The sequence below is a fragment of the Corallococcus sicarius genome (genome assembly GCF_003611735.1).
GTDB lineage: Bacteria > Myxococcota > Myxococcia > Myxococcales > Myxococcaceae > Corallococcus > Corallococcus sicarius.
Map to the genome: position 1 here is coordinate 1 of NZ_RAWG01000179.1, position 19,668 is coordinate 19,668.

Sequence of the window (19,668 nt, forward strand, 5' to 3'; positions counted from 1 at the left end):
GGGGCACGTAGGACGCGAGCCCTCCCAGCAGGGTGATGAAGGCGAGCATCCACACCGCGTGGAGCACCGCCGACCAGCGCGTCTTCGCGCCGGCGTTGATGTTCGCCGCGCTGCGCCCGATGCCGCCCGTCAGGAGCAGCGTCTTGCCCAGGCTGAACTCGCGCAGCGTGCCGTGGTCCACCTCCGCCATCGGCACGATGACGGGCTGGCTGTCCGGCTTGATGGGCACCCCCTGGAAGCGGGTGGCGTCCACGCCCAGCGCGATGAAGCGCTGCTCTTCGGTCCGGAAGCGCAGCTCCTCGGGCTCCTTCGGCGGGCCCACCAGCGCCAGCGGCGTGTCGGCGGTGAACTTGTGCGTGTCCCCCTCCACGTCCCGCACCGCGCGGCTGCGATCATTGGGACGGTTGAGCATCACGTCCCCCAGCTCCCTCAGCAGCGCCGCGTTGTCGTCCTTGAAGCCGTCCAGTCGCACCAGCTCCGACTTGGGAATGGCATACGTCGTCGTACAGGCCGACAGCAGGGTTGCGGCGGTCAACGCGGCGCACAGGCGCATGGATGCGGCTCCTCCGGGGTGGGTTTGAAAGCCTAGCCCGGTGCGTGCCCCGGCGCCTACCGGGGCACGCGGCCGGTGCTTCAGCGCAGCTGGTAGTTCGCGTTCAGCACGTCCGCCTGGGTGCGGCCCATCACCCAGCCGTCGTGGTAGACGACGCCCACCGGCGCGACGGTGTCGTTCCGGTACAGGCCGATCTTCAGGTAGTTGAGCTGCCCGCTGTACTGCGTCGCGATGTAGCGCTTGGGCAGCACCAGGTTGCCGTTGTAGTACAGCTCCACGAAGCCCACGGTGGAGTTGGGTGACCACTTCACGTGGAAGACGAAGTCGTGCCACGCGTTGCGCACCAGCGGCGTCTTCCAGACGATGACGCCCGGGTCCCCGCCGATGTTGAGCCGCATCTCCTCGCCGTAGACGTAGAACTCCACCGGCGGCGAGCCGCAGCAGCCGTCGTGGTGCCACTGGGTGAAGAGCTGCCAGGTGTTGACGCTGGGGAAGTCCGACGCGAAGCGCGTGCTCCAGCGGTACCAGTACTCGGAGCCCGCGGGCTCCTTCGTCTGCTTGAAGATCTCATTGCGGTTGCCGCTGGAGTTGATGGGATCGTCGCCCTGACGCACCGTGGCCTTGAGGGCGTAGCCGCCCTCGCGCACCGGCGAGGGAATCACCTGCAGCCGGTCCGAGCTGACCATCTGCGTGCCATCCCACTGGGTGCGATCCCCCGACTCGAAGTCGCCCCGCCAGACGATGCCGCCGGGCGTGGGGGCGGGGATCGTGCCGGCGCACGGACGCGCCTCCGCGATGCTGGCCCAGTCATTGAGGCTGTTGCCCTGCACGTAGATGCGAACGCGGCGCGTGTTCACCGGGGTGAAGGCGTACGTCTCCGCCGCCGTCGTCGTGCCCAGGCTCTTGCCGCTGTACACCTGCGTGTAGTTCATCCCGTCCGGCGACACCGACACCGTGAAGGTGTTGATGCGCGTGTTGCCCTGGTGCCACGCCACGGACACCCCGCCCAGGCCCTTCGTCGCGCCCAGGTCGTAGTCGATCCACTGGCCCTTCCCCAGGCTGCTCCAGCGCGTGTCCAGCCGGTCATCCAGGGTGTTGGCCGCGACGCTGCCGGTGCCGTCGTCGCCGCTGGCGATCACGCTGCTGGGGGTGAGCTGGGTGCAGTTGCTGGTGGTGAGGTCTTCGTCCGACGAGGACACCGGCGGCAGCCGGTCCTCCGGAAGGGAGTCTTCCGGTGCGCCACAGCCAAGGGCGCCCAGGACGAACAACGTTTCAACCAGGAGAAGGGTTTTCTTCAAGGAATGGCCCAGGGGGAAAGGACAGGCAGTGAGAACGCCGTGCTCCCAGGACATGAAGACAGGAGCACGACCGGGGAATGTCTGGCTTTACGGCGGGCAGTCGCCTTCCGCGCTCCGGGACCTGTGCGACAGGGCCCTCGCGGCAGAAGAAGACAAGCGGTGTTTCGTGGGTGCTGTGCTCCGTCCGGCAGCGCGGGTGCGCCGCCGTACTCCAAGGTGACAAATGGAATATCGAAGTTTTATTTCGAACACAAGCGAAGCTGAGCTCGCCTGCATGGCAGGCAGGTCTGGGTGGGAAAGACAGACATCTATTCCAGACGTCCCGGGTGGAATCCTTCAACCCCCCGCGAGCACCAATACGGCGCGTCGCGTGGGAGGCGCACCGCTGGAGCACGGTGCGTCCCGCGGGAACGCGCTGTGGTGCGGTGTGGGGGCGGAGCGGTCCCGGCGGGGCAGGGCATTTGGGACCCCTGTCCCATGGAGATGTGTCACCGGGACACCGCGTCGCCGCCGACTTGCGCGGACAGGAGAATCAGGCACAACCGCGCGCTAGAATGCCCGTGGATTCCCAGGATGCCCGCCGCGCCGCGGCCGTGAGGCCGGTAGAGTGACGCACTCCATGACGCGCCCCGTGTCCGCGCAGATTCCCCGGAGCGAGCGCAAACCGCTGTACGTGAAGGTCGTCACCCAGCCCGCGCTGCACGGCTGCTGGTCCGTGAACATCAGTGAGACGGGCATCGGGCTCATCGCCACGCCGCGCCGCCCGTCCGAGGGGCCGCACGAGAACGAGCCGGTGGAGATGTCGTTCTCGCTGCCGGACACGGGCGCCCACGTGCGGGTGCACGGCGTGGTGCGCTGGCGCCACGACACCGGCGGCGGCGCGGGCACCGTCACCGCGCTGGGGGTGAGCTTCGGCGCCTTCGAGGCGGCGGACGGCGTGAAGCTGGCGCGCTACCTGTCCACGTCGCACCTGCAGGTGGTGGCCGCCTACGCCAGCGAGGAGGAGTCGCGCGCGGTGCGCCAGGCCCTGGACGGCGTGGCCACGCCGCACTTCGCCGCCAACGAGGAGGACGCGCACGTGCTGCTGTCGCGCGGAGACATGGCCGCGCTCCTGGTGTGTGGCCAGGACGAGGCCCAGGCCCTGTCCCTGGTGGAGTCCCTGGGCGCCCAGCGCGCGGAGGTGGACCCGTCCGGCGCGGGGCCCCCGAGCGACCTGGCCTCGCGCATCGTCTACTGCGCGCCGGCCGCGCCGGAGCGGCTGGTGGCGCTCTTCAACAGCGGCCGCATCTACCGGGCACTGGGGGCGTTCCCGGAGGCGGAGGCCCTGCGCGAGTCGGTGCTCCAGGCGGGGCGCGAGCACGGCTTCCGCACCGAGCAGTGGCGGATGGCGCTGGAGCTGGAGCGCAACCTGCTGCGCGAGCGCGCGCTGGCGCAGGCGCCCGTGGGGGCTCCGGGCCGCAACGCGGAGGACGTGGGCTTTCGCAGCCCCGCCATGCAGCGGGTGATGGAGATGGTGCGCCTGGTGGCGCCCCACCGCGTCGCCGTCTTGCTGCAGGGCGAGACGGGCACCGGCAAGGAGGTGCTGGCGCGCATCCTCCACCGGCTCAGCGGCCGGGGAGACCTGCCGCTCGTCATCCAGGACTGCGGCGCGCTCACGGAGACGCTGCTGGAGTCGGAGCTGTTCGGCCACGTGAAGGGGGCCTTCACCGGCGCGGTGTCGGACCACCCGGGCCTCTTCGTGCTCGCCAACGGCGGCACCATCTTCCTGGATGAAATCGAGAACACGACGCCCAACCTCCAGGCGAAGCTGTTGCGCGTGCTGGAGACGGGCGACGTGCGCCCGGTGGGCGGCACCCAGGTGCGCCACGTGGACGTGCGCGTCGTGGCCGCGAGCAACCGGGACCTGGGCGAGGAGGTGCGCGCCGGCCGCTTCCGCGCGGACCTCTTCTACCGCCTCAACAGCTTCACCATCGACATCCCGCCCCTGCGCGAGCGCCCGGAGGACATCCCGGAGCTGTCGCGGGCCTTCGTGGAGCAGTTCAACCGCACCCTCAAGCGCTCCGCCACCGGCGTGGCCCCGGACGCGGACGAGGTGCTGCACGGCTACGCGTGGCCCGGCAACGTGCGCGAATTGCGCAACGTGATGGAGCGCGCCGTGCTGCTGTCCAGGCCCGGGGAGATGCTCACCCGGCGCCTCCTGCCGCCCGCGCTCATCAACAGCGCCGTGCCCCGCGCGGACCCCACGGGGGACGGCTCCCTGCGCGCCCGGCTCCACCAGGTGGAGCGCGAGCTCATCCGCGAGGCCCTGGAGCGCCACGGCGGCGTGCTGCGCCGCGCCGCGGTGGCGCTGGGCATGGACCCGGTGACGCTGGGCCGCAGGGCCCGGCGCCACGGGCTGTGGAAGCCGGAGGACTGACGCGCCTTCTTCGCGTCAGTGCGCCTGCATCCACCGGAGCAGGGGCGTCCACACCCACGCCTTCGCGTCCCGGGCGAGGAACAGGTCGGCGTGCCCGAAGTCCAGCGCACGCTCGGACTCCGGCCGGGTGCGCACCACGCGCAGGGTGACGTCGGTGCTGCCCAAGAGGCGCACCGAGTACTCGCCGTAGCGCCCCGCTCCGCCCGCCGCGCCCAGGTACAGCACCGGCACCTTCACGTCCTTCAGGTGGTCGTCATAGGGCACGTCCAGGCCGCACAGCTGCGCCTCCGTCTCCACCACCTCGTTGAGGCTCTGGTACGGAACGGCGAGCTGGAGGTAGTCGAAGAGGGTGGCCTCCGGCGTGAAGGCCGTCTGGAAGGGCAGGCCCGACGCGTCCGGGATGCTGGCCGCCAGGTGGTAGCCCGGCGTAATCGGTTGGAGCGGCGCCAGGAGGGCCGCGGTGGCGCCCGCCGCGATGACGGCGAACTGCCGGTTGGTGGGCGGCGCCGCGACGCTCATCTTCGCGAGCGGGGAGGCCGCGTTGGGCGCCGTCTCCGCGAGCTGCCCGATGAGCTTCACCGGCGTCCCCGGCGCGGGCCCCAGCAGGCCTCCCTCGGTGCGCCCCGCGTCGCGCGCCTTCTTCAGCACCGTGTAGCGATCACACGCCCAGCGCCGCTGCTGCTCCGCTTCCGGCGCGAAGCGCAGCACCATGTCCACCGGGATGAAGCCGTCCACCTGACGTTGGGTGTGGGGACGCTGGGACTCCGCGCTCATGTACGCGTAGCTGATGGTCGCTCCCCGGCTCCAGCCGAGCAGGAACATCCTGTCGCGGCTGCTGCTGCCGGACAGCTTGCGCACGCTCTCCGCCAGCTTCAGGCCCGCGCCCACGTCCTGCACGTGCGTGGCCAGGGTCCAGTCCGCCATGAACGCGAAGTCCTTCTCCGACTCAGGCACCCCCACCCACCTCAGGTCCAGGCCCCACACATCCACGTCGTTGCTGGCCAGGTACGCCGCCAGGGACTGGTCCGCCGGCATCGTCGCCATGCAGGTGTTGGAGAGGAACGCCGGCACGAAGCCCCAGAGGTCCCCGTGCACCATGAACACCGCCCGCGTGCTGCGCGCCGGGACCCAGGGGAACGCCTCGCGCACCACCCGGTGCACCGTGACGACATCATAGGTGCCCCGGCCGACGCGCACCTTCCACGTGTAGTGCGCCAGGCCACCGCCCAGCGACTCGCGCTTCGTGCTCAGCGCGGGCAGCCCCGACCCCAGCAGGGACCGCGCGAGCCCTTCTTCCTGCGCTGCCTGAGCCCCCTGGCTCCGAGCCTCCACCCACGACGCGACCTCCGCCGCCTCCGCACCGCCACCCACCCACAACGCCACCATCACCAACGACAGGCACAATGACCCACGCATACCGACCTCGACTCGCATGAAGATTCCCCCCGCAGTGATACGTTCGGGGCTGACATTCCTGTGCTTCCGGCCCAGGCGTTCCCTGAGCACCTTCCGCGCCAGGGTCCAAACTCTTGATTTCATTGGGGCAGCCCCGCAGGGCATGATTCACGGTTGATGGCCACCGGAAGACGCACCGCCCGCGCTCCGAGTGAAGAGGCACCCCACGGGGCGTGCTTCGAAACCGAGACATGCGCACCACGAATGGTGCGGGGCCTTCCGGACAGTGGTTCCCACCGGACCTGCCCTCCAGGGCGACTTCCTTCATTCCATCCAACACATACATCCGAAACAGGCAAGTCCTGAATGGTAGGGGAAGACGGCGGGGTGATCGCGCCCGGGGCGGAGACGGGAGACAACAACGGATCTCACCCTGACTCCCCGCCGCGGGAGGACCCATGCCCGAGTCCGTCTTTGTCGACAACATCTGGAACGATTTCGCGCACAGCTATGACGAGATGATCCCCGAGCTGCCCTGCTACCAGCGGCAGCTCACGAAGATCCTCCGGGACACCCGGGAGCGGCCCTACGTCATCGACGCGGGCTGTGGCACCGGGCTGGTGGGGCAGCCGCTCGTGCAGCGCGGCCAGCGCGTGGTGGGCTTTGACAACAACGCGGCCATGCTCCGGCTGGCGGCGCGGCGCAGGGACCGCGAGCCGGACGCGGTGCGCGCCCGCTGGACGCTGATGCCGGGGGACGTGACGGCCTTCCCGGTGGACGTGGCGGCGGACGCGGACGCGGTGGTGATGAACAACGTCCTCTTCTACGTGCGCGACCCGGAGTCGGTGCTGCGCCAGGCGTGGACGCACCTGAAGCCCGGCGGCGTGCTGTGCATGACGAGCAACAAGCGCCCCCGGCCGGACCTGGAGAAGGTGCTCAAGAACTCCATCCAGGAGTGGCAGGAGGAGGGGCGCTGGACGGAGAAGCTCCAGCGCGCGGTGACGCACCACCGCACCTGCGCCCAGCGGCTCACCACCGACCCCAACGAGATGGTGACCTTCCTGGACACCGACGCGGCGGTGCGCCTGCTGGAGAAGGTGGGCTTCAGCGAGGCGCTGGTGGCCGACGGCGACGACTACTACGGCGAGAACTTCTACGTCTGCATGCGGAAGTAAGGAGCGCACCCCATGGTGAATCCCCGATTCCAACGCAACCTCGGCGTCCTGCATCCCCAGACGATGGACAAGCTGGCCGCCACGCACGTGCTCATCGCCGGTGTGGGCGGTGCCGGCGGGCAGTGCGCGGTGGACCTGGCCCGGCTGGGCTTCGGCTGCATCACGCTCGCGGACTTCGACGTGTACGAGCGCCACAACATCAACCGGCAGATTGGCTGCTTCGAAAGCACCCTGGGGCAGCGCAAGGTGGACGTGGTGGAGCGGATGTGCCGGGACATCCACCCGGACCTGCGCGTGCACAAGGTGCACGAGGGCATCACCGACGACAACGTGGCGGCCGTGCTCGCGGGCGGCGGGGGGCTGCCGCCGGTGGACTACGTGGTGGAGGTCATCGACATCGCGGGGGCCCGCGCCAAGGAGTCGCTCCACCAGACGTGCCGTCAGCAGGGCATCCCCATCATGACGGGGCTGATGCTGGGCTTCGGCGCCGCGCTCCACGTCTTCCAGCCGGACGCGCCCCTCTATGAGGAGCTGTTCATCCTGCCGGACGGCCGCATCGACCTGCCGAAGATCATCCCGCACCTGGGCAGCTACATGCTCCAGGAGTACATGGACGCCTGCTACCAGGGCAAGGGCCACGCTCCCACGTGCGTGATTGGAGCGACCACCGCCGCGGGGCTGATGGTCAGTGAAATCATGCGCGGCGTGATGCTGGGTGCCCGCGCGATGGTGTCCTGGCCCGAGTACCTCTACGTGGACCTCTTCGACCACCGCTACGTGCGCGGCACCATCGCCCCTGCGCGGCCCGTCGTGCCGGTGGAAGAGCGCGCCCGGGGTTGATGCGGGCTTGAGGCCCCCGTGTCCCTTCCGTTCAACGGAAGGGGCGCGGGGGGCCGCGGCCTTCAAGCAGGAGCGCTACAGCACCACGCCCCGGCTGCGTGCCTCGTTGACCACCTGGTTGCCGTCCACGCCCAGCCGCCGCGCGATGAAGCCCGCCGCTCCATCCGCGTTCTTGTGCACCCGGATGAACTGGTCGTCATACGTGCGCGTGACGATGAGCATCCCGGACACGATGACGCGCTGGAGGTTGTGCTGCAGCTCGTTGCCCTCGATGACGACGTGGATCTCCGAAAACATCGACCGGGCATCCGACAGCATGTTGGACAGGTGCCGGCGCTGCTCGCTGTTGGGCACCGCCGCCTTGGCCCCGGCGCTCGTAACCAGGATCATGGGCTGCTGGGATTGCTGATAGGCATTCTGCATCTTCTGGAAGACCGTTTGGATTTCCTCCGGCGTCGGTGGAGCGTCCCAGCGCAGGAAGAAGACCTTGTCGATGACGTCTGTCTTGTAGACCGGAAGTGCCATGGCGTTCGAGACTCCTTCGTGACTGACCCAGACCCGTCCCCCGGTGCTCGTACCACCGGGCTGTCTTCCACGGGCCTGGTGCCCATCCTGCTCTTCACGGGTCGTCAAGAAACCAGCCCCGGGGGCTGACATTGTTGAGACGACACATCACGCCGTCCCTGACGTCACCAGGGACTGTGTTCTCGCCTCCGAGGCCCCCGTGGGTGTCTGGTATTGGAAGGTAGACCCCGCCTGGAGGGCAACCTGCCCCAGAGGACGGATTCCGCTGATCCTGGCATGTTTCAACAATGCCTTATCAACGGCTTATCATCAAAAGAGAAGGCCCCGGGAGCGCGGTGGCTCCCGGGGCCTTCGGTCCGCTCAAAAGGCTTCAGGCGGAAGGCTGGACTACCCGCCGGAGACGGTGGTCTCCACGAGGTTGGCGTCCGCGGCGATCTGCGCATCCGTGAAGAGGATGGGGCGCCACTTCTTCTGGGAGAACAGGATCGTCTGGTCCACGTAGTGGGGCGACTTCGGGTCACCCGACTCGCTGTACGTCAGCACCGCGTTGGCGCTGGGGCCGGCGTCGGTGAACTGCATGGCCATGACGAAGCTGCTGCCGTTGTTGATGGGGTAGCCCTCCTTGGACAGGCCGCTGGCGCTGAGCAGGGGGGTGGACCGCTTCTCGGAGTACTCGAAGACGGTGGTGCGGGTGACGCCGTAGGAGACGACGTTGGTGATGCCCTCGCGGGACTGGCCGCCCTGGACGGCGATGGGCGTGCCAGCGCGGCGGGTGACCTGCACCTCGCCCAGCGGCTTGTCCAGCGGGATGCCGGCCGTGGTGAGCACCGTCACCGCCTGCGCCAGCCTCACGAGCAGCGGGTCATCCCCCGTGGGAGGCGCGGCCACCACCGTGTGGGGCGTGGCAATGGGCTGGGCCGCGTCGAACGGGACGGAGAACAGCTGGCCGGCGTTGAGCAGGCTGGAGTTCGGGACGGTGGCCAGGAACTCGCGGAACAGGATGGCGCCCTTGGCGTCCGGATCATAGCGGCCGCTCCACGCGGTGAGGACCGCGCAGGCCTGGCTGATGTCCACCGGCTTGCCCTGGAGGTTCACCGTCGTCTTGCCAGCGCAGCGCGTGGTGAGGTCCGCGAGGGTCAGCTCCGCCATGCTGCTGCGGTTGCTGAACACGGCGGCCTTCAGCTCCTCCAGGCTGAACTTGTTGTCCGGGCCGGAGGCGGCGTTGGGGCCGGCTTCCGTGAGGGTGATGACGTTCATGCGCGTGCGCGGCGACTGGGGGACCCGCTCCAGGCCGTGCAGGGGCGAGAAGCCCGTCAGGGGCGCGGCGGGGTTGGACAGCCAGTAGCTGTCGTTCGCGTTGAAGACGAAGTCATTGCGCTCCAGCTGCGGCACCTTGGCGAAGGGCACGAGGCCGGGGCTGCGAGAGCCCGGCTCCACCTGCCACTCGTTGGCGGGGTCGCTGCCCTCCAGCGCCACCAGGCCCAGGCTGGAGTAGACGGCGTAGGCCAGGGTGGGGGCGGGCGTCGTGGCCGCCGTCACCCACTTCGTGTACGCGTCCTTGGTGAGGTTGGGCGTGGGGGTGGCGTCCGTGTACCAGGCCTTGCCCTCCTTGTCGGCGTACATGGTGTTCACCCAGGGCAGGCCCTGCTGGGTGGCGTAGACGCTCTTGAACTCGGTCAGGTTCTTGGCCTTGTTCATGCCGTGGAACTGATCGAGGAACTTGATGTTCTCGATGTTGGCGTCCCGGACGGTGAGCACCGTCTGGGCGTTCCAGCTCGTCTTCGGGGCGCCCGGCTGGGGCGAGTCCGGGATGGAGATGATGGGCCCGTAGTGGCTGGAGTACAGCGTCTGCGAGATGTTGGTCAGCGAGCCCTCCGGGAGCTTCACCAGGACGGTGAAGGTCTTGGAGGTCATCGTGCGCTCCTCGGTGCCGTACTTGTAGGTCGTCGGCTTTCCGGGGACGAGGTCCAGCTTGTACAGCGTCATGCGCTGGCCGGAGGAGAACGTGTGCGTCCACGCCACGTCCTCGTTGAAGCCGATGAGCACCGCCGGCACGCCGAGCAGGCCCACGCCGTACACGTTCATCTGACCGGGCACGGTCAGCTGGCTCTCCCACAGGCGCAGCTCGCCTTCCCAGGGGAAGTGCGGGTTGGCCATCACCATGCCCTTGCCGTTGTCGGTGCGCTCGGCGCCCAGGGCCCAGCCGTTGCTGCCGAAGTCCGTCTGGCGCAGCGTCTTCAGCTGCTCCATTTCGGGCGCCGTCGGGCGCAGGTGCGCCTGCTTGTCCACGCTCTGCGCGCCCACGGCGGGAGGCTGCGCCGACGCGATGGCGAGCGCCAGCTGGTTGATGCCGCCCACCAGCGTCAGGTCGATGTCGAACGCCAGCAGGTCCACCGCGGTGATGGGGCGCACCCAGTCCGCGTTGGCGCACTCACCGGGCAGCGACTCCTTGGGGGTCTCCGCCACGTACTTGTTGTAGCCGGCCGCGTAGCCGGTGAGCATCTGCTGCACTTCCTCGGACAGCTCCGGGAACGCCTTCTGGGCGCGCTCCATCAGGCCCATGGACAGGTACGCCAGGTCCGAGCCCACGTAGGTGTTGCCCGGGCCCTGGCCCAGGAAGCGCGCGCGCTCGCTGCGCACCTTGAGGATCTGATCCGCCAGCGGACAGATGTGGTCCTGCGCGAAGGCATAGCCCTGGCCGAAGCCGAGGCTGCCGTAGTCGTTGGCCGTGATGTGCGGGATGCCGTAGGACGTCCGGCGGATCTTCGCCGAGTACTTGGCCGTGGGGGTCGGGGGCGGCTCGACCACCGGATCGTTTTTACAGCCGGTGGAGGCGACCAGCGCCAGCGACGTGAACAAGGTGAACGACCAACGACAGGCCCGGAAAGACTGGGAACCGCCGCGAGGAGGAGAAGTATCAGGGGTGTGCTCGTGCATGCGGGGCGGAGACTAGGAAGGTGGCGATCGCGCGGTCAATGTTTCTGGGATTTGACTTTTTCACGGAGATGAAACGCGTGGATGCACCGCGTCGCGGGTTTAGGAAAGCCGGAAAGAGCGTGTGTGCTACACGGGGGAGGCCATGACGACCGAGCCCTCGCCAGCGCCTCCGGCGCGCCGCCCTCGCCGCCACTTCTCGATGATTCGCACCTTCGTGCTGGCGGACTTCGTCACGCTCGGCAACGGCTTCGCGGGGGCGGGGGCCATCCTCGCGTCCATGCAGGCCCTGGCGACGGCCAACCCGCGCTGGCTGTGGGTGGCGTTCGCACTGATGCCGGTGGCGCTGGTGATGGACGTGGCGGACGGCCGGATTGCGCGGTGGCGCTTCCGCAAGTCGCCCCTGGGCGCGGACCTGGACTCGCTGGCGGACGTCATCTCGTTCGGCATGGCGCCTGCGGCGCTGGCTTTCGCGGTGGGGCTGCGCGGGTCGCTGGACGTGGCGGCGCTGCTCTACTTCGTCGCGTGCGGCATCAGCCGGCTGGCGCGCTTCAACGTCACCTCCGCGGAGCTGTCCGACGGCACCGGCAAGGTGAAGTACTTCGAAGGCACGCCCATCCCGACGAGCCTCCTGCTGGTGATGGTGCTGGCGGTGGCGATGTGGCAGGGCCGCATCGGGGACGCGCTGTGGGGTGGGGTGTGGGACATCGGCCCGCTGCAGTTGCACCCGCTGGCGCTGCTCTACGTCGCGAGCGGCAGCGCGATGATCAGCAAGACGCTGCGCATCCCGAAGTTCTGAAGTCCTGAACCCAGGCCCCCGGCCCCGGGCGGTGGGAGTGCCCTCCAGTGGACGTTCTGGAGGACAGTTCCACTGTTTTTCCCACGATGGGGCGGTTGGCAGCCACGGGGTGGGTGCCTAGCTTCGCCACCTGATCCGCGGGGCCTCCACGGTGTGGAGTCCCTTGCGGCTTCAAGCACGTGGTGCGGCGGGAGGGGATGGGGTGGGTTCCATGACGGGGCGCTGGAGTCTGCTGGGCCTGTTGGCGGTGGTGCTGGTGTCGGGTTGCGCGGACCGGGAACGTTCGTCGCTCGCGGATGGGCGCCTGACGGCGACACCGGGTGGCGTGGACTTCGCGCGCGTCGCCATCTTCGACGCGCGGGAGTCCCAGATCACGCTGCGCAATGTGGGGCGCGCGCGCATCACCGTGGACGAAGCCTGGGTGGAGGGGCCGGAAGGCGCCTACAAGGCGGAGTTCACGCACGAGGGTCCGCACAGCCTGGTGCCCGGCAGCGAGTGCACGCTGAAGGTACGCTTCGCGCCGCTCGCTGAAGGCGGCCTGCCCGCGGTGCTGGTCATCCGCTCGGACACGCGCATCGAACCGCTGATGCGCATCCCGCTCAACGGCGCCGGCGTGGACGCGTGGGCCCGGGTGTCGCCGCGCAAGCTGGACTTCGGCCGCATCGAGGCGGATTCCACCAAGTCGCTGGGCGTCACGCTGGAGAACCCCACGGACCTGCCGGTGATGGTCACGCCCAAGCTGGTGGGCGCGGACAAGGATGAGTTCGTCGCCGAGCCCGTGACGGTGAACCCGGGCGAGCGCAAGGAATTGCCCATCACCTTCAACCCGGTGCGCGTGGGCAGGAAGCAGATCGCGCTCGCGGTGTCGCCCTGCCACGGGTGCGCGGACGTGCCGGTGCAGGTGACCGCGGAGGCGCTGGAGCGCGCGGTGGTGGCGGTGCCGGAGGTGCTGGACTTTGGCGCGGTGCCGGTGGACCGCGACGCCATCAAGGCCTCCAGCCTGCGCAACATCAGCACGGAGCCCGTCACGGTGACGTCGCTGATGCTGGACGGCACGGACGCGTCCTTCAGCCAGGCCAACACGGGTCTGCCGCTGGTGCTCCAGCCGGGCGAGGTGCGCGGCTTTGAGATCCGCTACAGCCCCGGCCACATGGGCCCGGCCACGGACCGCGCCGTCTACTCGGTGGTGAGCAAGCGCCACCCCACGTTGCCGGTGCCGCTGCGCGGCTTCGGTGGCGCGTCGGAGCTGTGCGTGTATCCGATGATGCATGACTTCCAGGAGCAGCCGCTGGGCTCCAAGGTGCGCGTCGTCGTGAACGTGAAGAACTGCGGCACGGACAACGCAGGTCCTTTGACCATCAACTCGCTGACGTGGACGGCGGACCCTTCCGCGGAGCTGCAGTTCAACCACAAGCCGCTGGCGCTGCCGTACACGCTGCCGCCCAACGGCGAGGTGAACATTGAAGTGTATTACGAGCCCACCCGCGAGGGCGCCGCTTCGGGTTCGCTGGTGATGACCACCAACGCCTTCTCCGCGGCCACGGTGCAGCTGGACTTCTTCGGCCGCGCGAAGGCGCACGAGCCGTGCGACCTGACGGTCACTCCGCAGCTGGTGGACTTCGGCACGGTGCCGCCGGGGCGTGGCGCGGTGCTGGGCGTGAAGCTGGAGAACAAGGGCACCGACCTGTGCCCCGTGAAGAACATCCGCGTGGCCCGGGACGGGGGCGGCGTGTTCCGGATGCCCGGCGGGGACCTGTTCGGCGGCATCATCTACCCGGGCGAGTGGTTCAGCTTCCAGGTGGCCTTCCAGGCGCCCTTCACCGGCGGGGACTTCGCGGGGGAGCTGCAGATTGAGCAGTACAACCCGGTGACGCCGGTGTTGCCGGTGCCGCTGACGGCGCACTCGGAGACGACGTGTCTGGTGGCGTCGCCCTGGTTCGTGGACTTCGGCCTGGCGCGCAAGGACTGCCGTCCGGCCCCCCGCGAGGTGAACTACCTCAACGCGTGCACCACGCCCGTGACCATCTCCAACGTCTTCATCGGGCCGGGGACGACGGATTCGGAGTTCACGCTGCTGGACAACCCGGCGCCTCCCGCGTTCCAGCTGCAGCCGGGTGAGTCCTTCACGGTGGGCGTGGACTACTTCGCGCAGGTGGCGGGCATGAACCTGTCGCCCCTGTTCGTGGACTCCAGCGACCTGCCCATCCCGCTGATGGTGCCGCTCATCGGCGAGTCGTCCAAGAAGGTGGAGAAGACGGACGCCTTCGTGCAGCAGGACGTGAGCAAGGTGGACGTGCTGTTCGTCGTCGACAACACGGCGTCCATGGTGGAGGAGCACCCTCGGCTGGTGTCCGCCATCCCATCCTTCGTGGACGCCGCGCGCAACAAGGCGGTGGACCTGAACATGGCGGTGACGACGACGGGCATCTCCGCGGTCTCCGGCGCCTGCCCGGGCGGCGCGCTGGGCGGTGAGGCCGGGCGCTTCTTCCCGGTGGACAACACGCGGCAGCGCATCCTCACGCTGGCCACGCCGGACGTGACGACGGTGCTGCAGCAGAACATGCAGGTGGGCCAGTGCGCGCAGGTGGAGCAGGGCTTCGAGGCGATGCGCCGCGCGCTCACCTCGCCGCTCGTGAACAACGCGGATGATCCGCGCACGCCGCTGCCCAACGACGGCAACCAGGGCTTCCTGCGCGACGCCGCGGCGCTGGTGGTGGTGTTCGTGGGTGACGAGGATGACCACTCGCCGGACGCGGTCTCCACGTACGTGCAGTGGGCGCAGCAGCGCAAGGGTGAGAACCAGCCGCAGCGGGCGACGTTCTTCGCCATCGCGCCCACGAAGACGGCGTGTGCCACGGCGGGTGGCGCCGGCACGCGCTACGCGGACGCCGCCGCGCAGACGGGCGGCGAGGTGCTCAACGTGTGCGCCTCGGACTACGCGCCCTTGCTCAAGCAGGTGGCCAGCAAGGCGTTCAGCGCGCAGGACCGCTTCCCGCTGAGCGAGGAGCCGGACGCGGGCACGGTCGTCGTCACGGTCAACGGGACGGCCACCACGTCAGGCTGGACCTATGACGCCGCGAGCAACAGCGTGGTGTTCTCCGTGGTGCCGCCGCCGGGCTCGCGGGTGAACATCACCTACCGCCGCGCCTGCGCGAACGACTGAACCGGACACCCGGAATGACGGTGGTGTGATCCCCGTGACGGGCCGGACATCCGGCCCTGAACGGGGATGTCAGCCCCCGGTGCTACAGCACTGCATCTGCCTGTGCGGATGACCAGAAAATTGGAGTCGCTCCCTCGGTGTGTACCCTGCGGAGCGTCTAGCTGCTGTTGCCTTGGGAGGCGCGCTGTGAGCACCCGAACCCCCGACGAGCATCCGAAGTCCCCTCCGCGCGCCGGTGCGCCGGGGCTGCGGGTCATCCGCGGGGAGGGCCAGCGCAGGCAGGAGCCCCTGGCGTCGCGGGACGCGGTGGCGCGGGTGCTGATGGAGGCGGGGGCGGACATGCTCCTGCGGCGCATCAGTCCCCTGAGGGCCCAGGAGATCGAGCGCAAGGTGGACCGGGTGCTGGACCTGTTCGACCGGGTGGACACCGTCCCCATGCTGATGCCGGTGCTCAAGCGGCACCTGGATGAGCTGGAAGCGCTGATGCGGGAGACCCGGGAGGTCCGGGCGGCCCGCCGCTAGGGGTGCCCGTACGGCCCTCCTTGGGAAAAACCCCAAGGGGATTCGCTGTTTGATTCCCCTGGCCTGGGGGCTTACGCTCGGGATCCGCCTTCTCGCGTCCCGGCCGTGTCCATCGAAACCTACGGCAGCTACCAGCTCCTGAAGCGCCTTGCCACGGGCGGCATGGCGCAGATCTACCTCGCGCGTCGGCCGGGGTCGGACGCGCCGGACAAGCTGCTGGTCCTCAAGCGCATCCTCCCGCACCTGTCGGAGAACGACGAGTTCGTCCGGATGTTCCTGGACGAGGCGCGCATCGCGGCGCGGCTCGCGCACCCGAACGTGGTGCAGATCTACGACCTGGGGGCGGAGGGCGACACGTTCTTCATCGCCATGGAGTACATCCATGGCGTGGACGCGCGCCGGCTCTGGAAGCGCTCGGAGACGGCGGGGCGGCCGCTGCCGGTGCCGCTGGTGTGCCGCATCCTGCTGGAGGCCAGTGCGGGGCTGGACTACGCGCACCGGAAGACGGACGCGGCGGGGCGCCCGCTGGGCATCGTGCACCGGGACGTGTCGCCGCAGAACATCCTGGTGACGTTCGAGGGGGGCGTGAAGGTGGTGGACTTCGGGATCGCCAAGGCGGCGGACCAGGCCACGGTGACGCGCTCCGGGGTGCTCAAGGGCAAGTATTCGTACATGTCGCCGGAGCAGGCCGCCGGGCAGCGGGTGGACTGCCGTTCGGACGTGTTCGCGCTGGGCGTGGTGCTGCATGAGCTGCTGACGGGGGGCCGCCTGTTCAAGCGCCCCAGCGACATGCTGACGTTGGGGGCGGTGGCGGAGTGCAACGTGCCGGCGCCGTCGCAGGTGGCGCCCCGGGTTCCTGCGGACCTGGACGCCATCGTGCTCAAGGCGCTCGCGAAGGAGCCGGACGCGCGTTTCCAGCACGCGCAGGATCTGCAGCGCGCGCTGGAGGGGTGGCTGGCCGCGCAGGCGCAGCCGTCCGGCACGGCGGACCTGGCCGCGTTCATGAAGGACCTGTACGCGGACCGGCTGTCCGAGGAGGCCCGGTCGGGTGAAGTGCAGGTGACGGACGAGGAGGCCGGCGTGTCTCCTCGCGCGGAGTCGCCGGCCGTGCCACGCCGCTCGGTGATGCGGCCGGCCTCGGCGCCGGGACGCACGGAGAATGAGCCCACCACCACGCTGCGTCCGCCGCGTGCGAACCGGCCGAGCGGGAAGGTGGAACCGCGCCGCGAGGACGCAGAGGCCGAGGCCCGGGCGGTGGATGCGCGTCCGGAGCCGCGGGGTGAGGTGCGGTCGGAGGTTCGTGGGGCCGACGCTCGGAGCAGTGTCGATGCCCGTGCGGAGGGCCGCGGCGGTGACGCCCGTGCCGAGCTTCGGTCAGAGGTCCGCGGTGCCGACGCTCGCGTGGAGGGCCGCAACGCCGACGCCCGTGCCGAGCATCGTTCGGAGGCCCGAGGCACGGATGCTCGCAACGCCGAGGGTCGCGCTGAAGGGCGCAATGCGGACGCCCGTGCCGATGTCCGCAACGCGGAGCCCCGTTCGGAGATCCGCCACCCCGACGTCCGGCCGGAGCCCCGTCAGTCGGGGTCTCGACGGGCCCTGGAATCGCCACCCTCGCGCTCCATGCGACCGGTGCGCCTGGAAGAGCCGTCCCTGCCGACCGTGACCTCGGAAGAGGGCCCCACGCTCGCGATGATGGATCCGCTGGGCAGCCTGCGCGCGAACGGTTTCCAGGTGGAGGAGGACGCGCCCACGCTCGCCATGGTGGACCCGCTGGGCCAGCTGACGCCCCGGTTCCAGGTGGAAGAGGACGCGCCCACGCTGGATCAGCGCCTGCTGGCCGCGCAGGCCCAGGAGGACGAGGACGACGCGACCCTGGACATGCGCGCCGTGTCCCGCGCGGAGCTGGATGAAGGCCCCACGCAGGACCTCCGCGCCGTGCCGCGCTCGGAGATCCCCGTCTCCCGGTCGGGTCCGTCGCCTTCGGCGGAACACCGCCATGGCCGACTCCCGGTCCCCGCGCCCCACGCCACCCTCGAGGAGATGACCGCGTCCACGGCGCCGCGCTCTTCCTCCCGCGCGCCCATGCCCAACGCGTGGGTGCCGCCGGCCCGCACGGGCACCGTCACCGAACAGTCCGTCGCGGAGCCCTCCAGGCGTCGGTGGTTCGTGTGGGGCGGCGCGGCGCTGGCGGCGCTCCTGCTCGTGCTGGGACTCTTCTGGAGCACCGGGATGACCCAGAGCGGCGTCCGCGTGGAGTCCGAGCCCACGGGCGCACGGGTCGTCTTCGAGGACCGCGTGCTCCCGGAGCGCACGCCGCTGGTGCTGCCGCAGGTGAAGCCCGGCCGTTACTGGCTCGTGCTGGTGAAGGAAGGCTACCGGGAGCTGCGCACGCAGATCGTGGTGCCCGCGTCCGGACCGCTCGTGGTGGGGCCGCTGAAGCTCGTGCCGATGACGTCCTCCGGGCGGCCCGGCACGGAGCCTCCGTCCGCCGCGCCACCCACGCCCGAAGCCGCTCCCGTCGGCGCGTCGGACCCGAAGGCCCAGGAGCGTGCCGCGGCGGTGAGCTTCGTGGTGACGCCGGGGGCGGAGGTGACGTGCAGCGGGCGCAAGCTGGGTGAGACGCCCTTCCAGCCCGTGGAGCTGCAGGTGGGCATGCATGACTGCAAGTTCTCCAACCCCGCGCTGAAACGGACCCTCAACCGCCGCATCGAGGTGCTCCCCATCGACCTCAACGTGGTGACGGTCAAGTTCGAGTAGGCGCCGTGGACCCTTCCGTGACGCTCGAGGCTGGAACCCACGTCGGCAAGTACGTCGTGCGCCGCAAGCTCGCCGAAGGCGGCATGGCGGAGATCTTCCTGTGCACCGCGCGTGGGCCGGAGGGCTTCGAGAAGGAAGTCGTCATCAAGCGCGTGCGCGCGTTCCTCGCGAGCGACCCGGACTTCGTGCAGATGTTCATCGCAGAGGCGCGGCTGGCCTCGCGGCTCAACCACGCCAACGTGGTGCAGATCTTCGACTTCGACAAGCACGAGGACACCTACTACCTGGCGATGGAGTACGTGCGCGGCTGCTCGCTGTGGGAGCTGCGCAAGCGGAGCAAGGAGGCCATGGCGCCCATGCCCACCACGCTGGTGGCGCACATCGGCGCGGAGGTCGCGCGGGGGCTGCACTACGCCCACCGCCTGCGGGTGAACGGCGAGCTGTTGCACCTGGTGCACCGCGACGTCACGCCCCACAACGTGCTCGTGTCCTACGACGGCGCGGTGAAGCTCACCGACTTCGGCATCGCGAAGGCGGGCAACAAGCTGACGAACCCCGGCGTGCTCAAGGGCAAGTTCGCGTACATGTCGCCCGAGCAGGCCCGGGGCGAGAGCGTGGACGTGCGCACCGACGTGTTCGCGCTGGGCGTCGTGCTGTGGGAGCTGCTCACCGGCGGGCGGCTGTTCCAGGGGGACTCGGAGATCGCCGTCCTGCGCGCGGTGCAGGAGAGCACCATCGTGCCCCCCGCGCGCCTCAACCCGGACGTGCCCCCGGACCTGGACGCCGCCATCTGCCGCGCGCTGGAGCGCGACCTGTCCAAGCGCTTCCAGACCGCTGGCGAATTGGAGCGCGCCCTGGCCCAGTGCGTGCTGAGCCACGCCCGCTCCGTGGACGACACCGACGTGGGCGCCTACGTGCGCAGGCTGTTCCCGGTCGCCGCCAGCAACCAGTCGCTGCCCGCGCTCCCGGAGCGCACCGCCCTGGTGGACGGGGCCCTTCCGCCGCCCGGCTCCGAAGCGGCGCCCCCGCCCCGCGAGCCCACGGCGGTGATGCCGTCGCGAAGCCATGCCTCGGGCGCCAGGCGCAGCCCGTCGCCGGATGAGGACCTCCACGGCACGACGCTGGTGCTGTCCCGCGACGAGCGCGCCGCGGAGGCCGCGAGTGACGCCCCACAACGTGCTCGTGTCCTACGACGGCGCGGTGAAGCTCACCGACTTCGGCATCGCGAAGGCGGGCAACAAGCTGACGAACCCCGGCGTGCTCAAGGGCAAGTTCGCGTACATGTCGCCCG

The 19,668-nt window shown here is 69.7% G+C and carries 13 protein-coding genes; 8 read left to right on the plus strand and 5 right to left on the minus strand.

Annotation, left to right across the window (positions count from 1 at the left end):
* Both D7X12_RS44520 and D7X12_RS24910 read right to left on the minus strand, forming a co-directional pair.
* A partial coding sequence (locus D7X12_RS44520) for a SulP family inorganic anion transporter (protein WP_244224756.1) occupies window positions 1–553 on the minus strand: 553 nt, incomplete at its 3' end.
* Window positions 554–633: 80 nt separating this feature from the next.
* Window positions 634–1,851 (minus strand): heparin lyase I family protein, encoded by a 1,218-nt coding sequence (locus D7X12_RS24910; RefSeq protein ID WP_120627777.1) that lies wholly within the window; start codon window positions 1,849–1,851, stop codon window positions 634–636.
* 619 nt (window positions 1,852–2,470) lie between these two features.
* Here D7X12_RS24910 and D7X12_RS24915 point away from each other — a divergent pair.
* The gene (locus tag D7X12_RS24915; RefSeq protein ID WP_208719267.1) at window positions 2,471–4,267 is read left to right on the plus strand and encodes a sigma 54-interacting transcriptional regulator; all 1,797 of its coding nucleotides are present in this window, start codon (window positions 2,471–2,473) and stop codon (window positions 4,265–4,267) included.
* 15 nt (window positions 4,268–4,282) lie between these two features.
* Here D7X12_RS24915 and D7X12_RS24920 read toward each other — a convergent pair whose 3' ends face one another.
* Window positions 4,283–5,683 carry an alpha/beta fold hydrolase gene (locus D7X12_RS24920; protein WP_208719269.1) on the minus strand — a complete coding sequence of 467 codons (1,401 nt, stop codon included), beginning with the start codon at window positions 5,681–5,683 and terminating at the stop codon, window positions 4,283–4,285.
* 437 nt (window positions 5,684–6,120) lie between these two features.
* On the opposite strand from D7X12_RS24920, the gene D7X12_RS24925 reads away from it, so the two are divergent.
* Together D7X12_RS24925 and D7X12_RS24930 are read left to right on the plus strand one after the other, a co-directional pair.
* Window positions 6,121–6,837 carry a class I SAM-dependent DNA methyltransferase gene (locus D7X12_RS24925; RefSeq protein WP_120627778.1) on the plus strand — a complete coding sequence of 239 codons (717 nt, stop codon included), beginning with the start codon at window positions 6,121–6,123 and terminating at the stop codon, window positions 6,835–6,837.
* Window positions 6,838–6,849: 12 nt separating this feature from the next.
* Window positions 6,850–7,677: a ThiF family adenylyltransferase gene (locus D7X12_RS24930; protein ID WP_120627779.1), complete on the plus strand. Its 828-nt coding sequence runs from the start codon at window positions 6,850–6,852 to the stop codon at window positions 7,675–7,677.
* Window positions 7,678–7,752: 75 nt separating this feature from the next.
* On the opposite strand, the gene D7X12_RS24935 is transcribed toward D7X12_RS24930, so the two are convergent.
* Together D7X12_RS24935 and D7X12_RS24940 are read right to left on the minus strand one after the other, a co-directional pair.
* A complete protein-coding gene (locus D7X12_RS24935) occupies window positions 7,753–8,202 on the minus strand; it encodes a DofA protein (protein WP_120627780.1) in 450 nt (149 codons plus the stop codon).
* Window positions 8,203–8,589: 387 nt separating this feature from the next.
* Window positions 8,590–11,061: an acylase gene (locus D7X12_RS24940; RefSeq protein ID WP_244224757.1), complete on the minus strand. Its 2,472-nt coding sequence runs from the start codon at window positions 11,059–11,061 to the stop codon at window positions 8,590–8,592.
* Window positions 11,062–11,281: 220 nt separating this feature from the next.
* Here D7X12_RS24940 and D7X12_RS24945 point away from each other — a divergent pair, with 220 nt between their 5' ends.
* From D7X12_RS24945 to D7X12_RS24965, 5 genes are all read left to right on the plus strand, one after another.
* Window positions 11,282–11,935 (plus strand): CDP-alcohol phosphatidyltransferase family protein, encoded by a 654-nt coding sequence (locus D7X12_RS24945; RefSeq protein WP_120627785.1) that lies wholly within the window; start codon window positions 11,282–11,284, stop codon window positions 11,933–11,935.
* A 211-nt stretch (window positions 11,936–12,146) separates the two neighbouring features.
* Window positions 12,147–15,098 (plus strand): choice-of-anchor D domain-containing protein, encoded by a 2,952-nt coding sequence (locus D7X12_RS24950; RefSeq protein WP_120627786.1) that lies wholly within the window; start codon window positions 12,147–12,149, stop codon window positions 15,096–15,098.
* A gap of 186 nt (window positions 15,099–15,284) precedes the next feature.
* Window positions 15,285–15,620 (plus strand): hypothetical protein, encoded by a 336-nt coding sequence (locus D7X12_RS24955; RefSeq protein ID WP_120627782.1) that lies wholly within the window; start codon window positions 15,285–15,287, stop codon window positions 15,618–15,620.
* A gap of 105 nt (window positions 15,621–15,725) precedes the next feature.
* Window positions 15,726–18,377: a protein kinase domain-containing protein gene (locus tag D7X12_RS24960; RefSeq protein WP_120627783.1), complete on the plus strand. Its 2,652-nt coding sequence runs from the start codon at window positions 15,726–15,728 to the stop codon at window positions 18,375–18,377.
* Between the two features lie 17 nt (window positions 18,378–18,394).
* The coding region (locus D7X12_RS24965) for a serine/threonine protein kinase (RefSeq protein WP_341868241.1) at window positions 18,395–19,668 on the plus strand (1,274 nt) is incomplete at its 3' end.

Excerpts from the sequence above, each read along its gene's own strand:
- D7X12_RS24915 (WP_208719267.1), top strand. The coding sequence starts at position 2,471 with ATGACGCGCCCCGTGTCCGCGCAGATTCCCCGGAGCGAGCGCAAACCG.
- D7X12_RS24920 (WP_208719269.1), bottom strand. The coding sequence starts at position 5,683 with ATGCGTGGGTCATTGTGCCTGTCGTTGGTGATGGTGGCGTTGTGGGTG.
- D7X12_RS24925 (WP_120627778.1), top strand. The coding sequence starts at position 6,121 with ATGCCCGAGTCCGTCTTTGTCGACAACATCTGGAACGATTTCGCGCAC.
- D7X12_RS24930 (WP_120627779.1), top strand. The coding sequence starts at position 6,850 with ATGGTGAATCCCCGATTCCAACGCAACCTCGGCGTCCTGCATCCCCAG.
- D7X12_RS24935 (WP_120627780.1), bottom strand. The coding sequence starts at position 8,202 with ATGGCACTTCCGGTCTACAAGACAGACGTCATCGACAAGGTCTTCTTC.
- D7X12_RS24945 (WP_120627785.1), top strand. The coding sequence starts at position 11,282 with ATGACGACCGAGCCCTCGCCAGCGCCTCCGGCGCGCCGCCCTCGCCGC.
- D7X12_RS24950 (WP_120627786.1), top strand. The coding sequence starts at position 12,147 with ATGACGGGGCGCTGGAGTCTGCTGGGCCTGTTGGCGGTGGTGCTGGTG.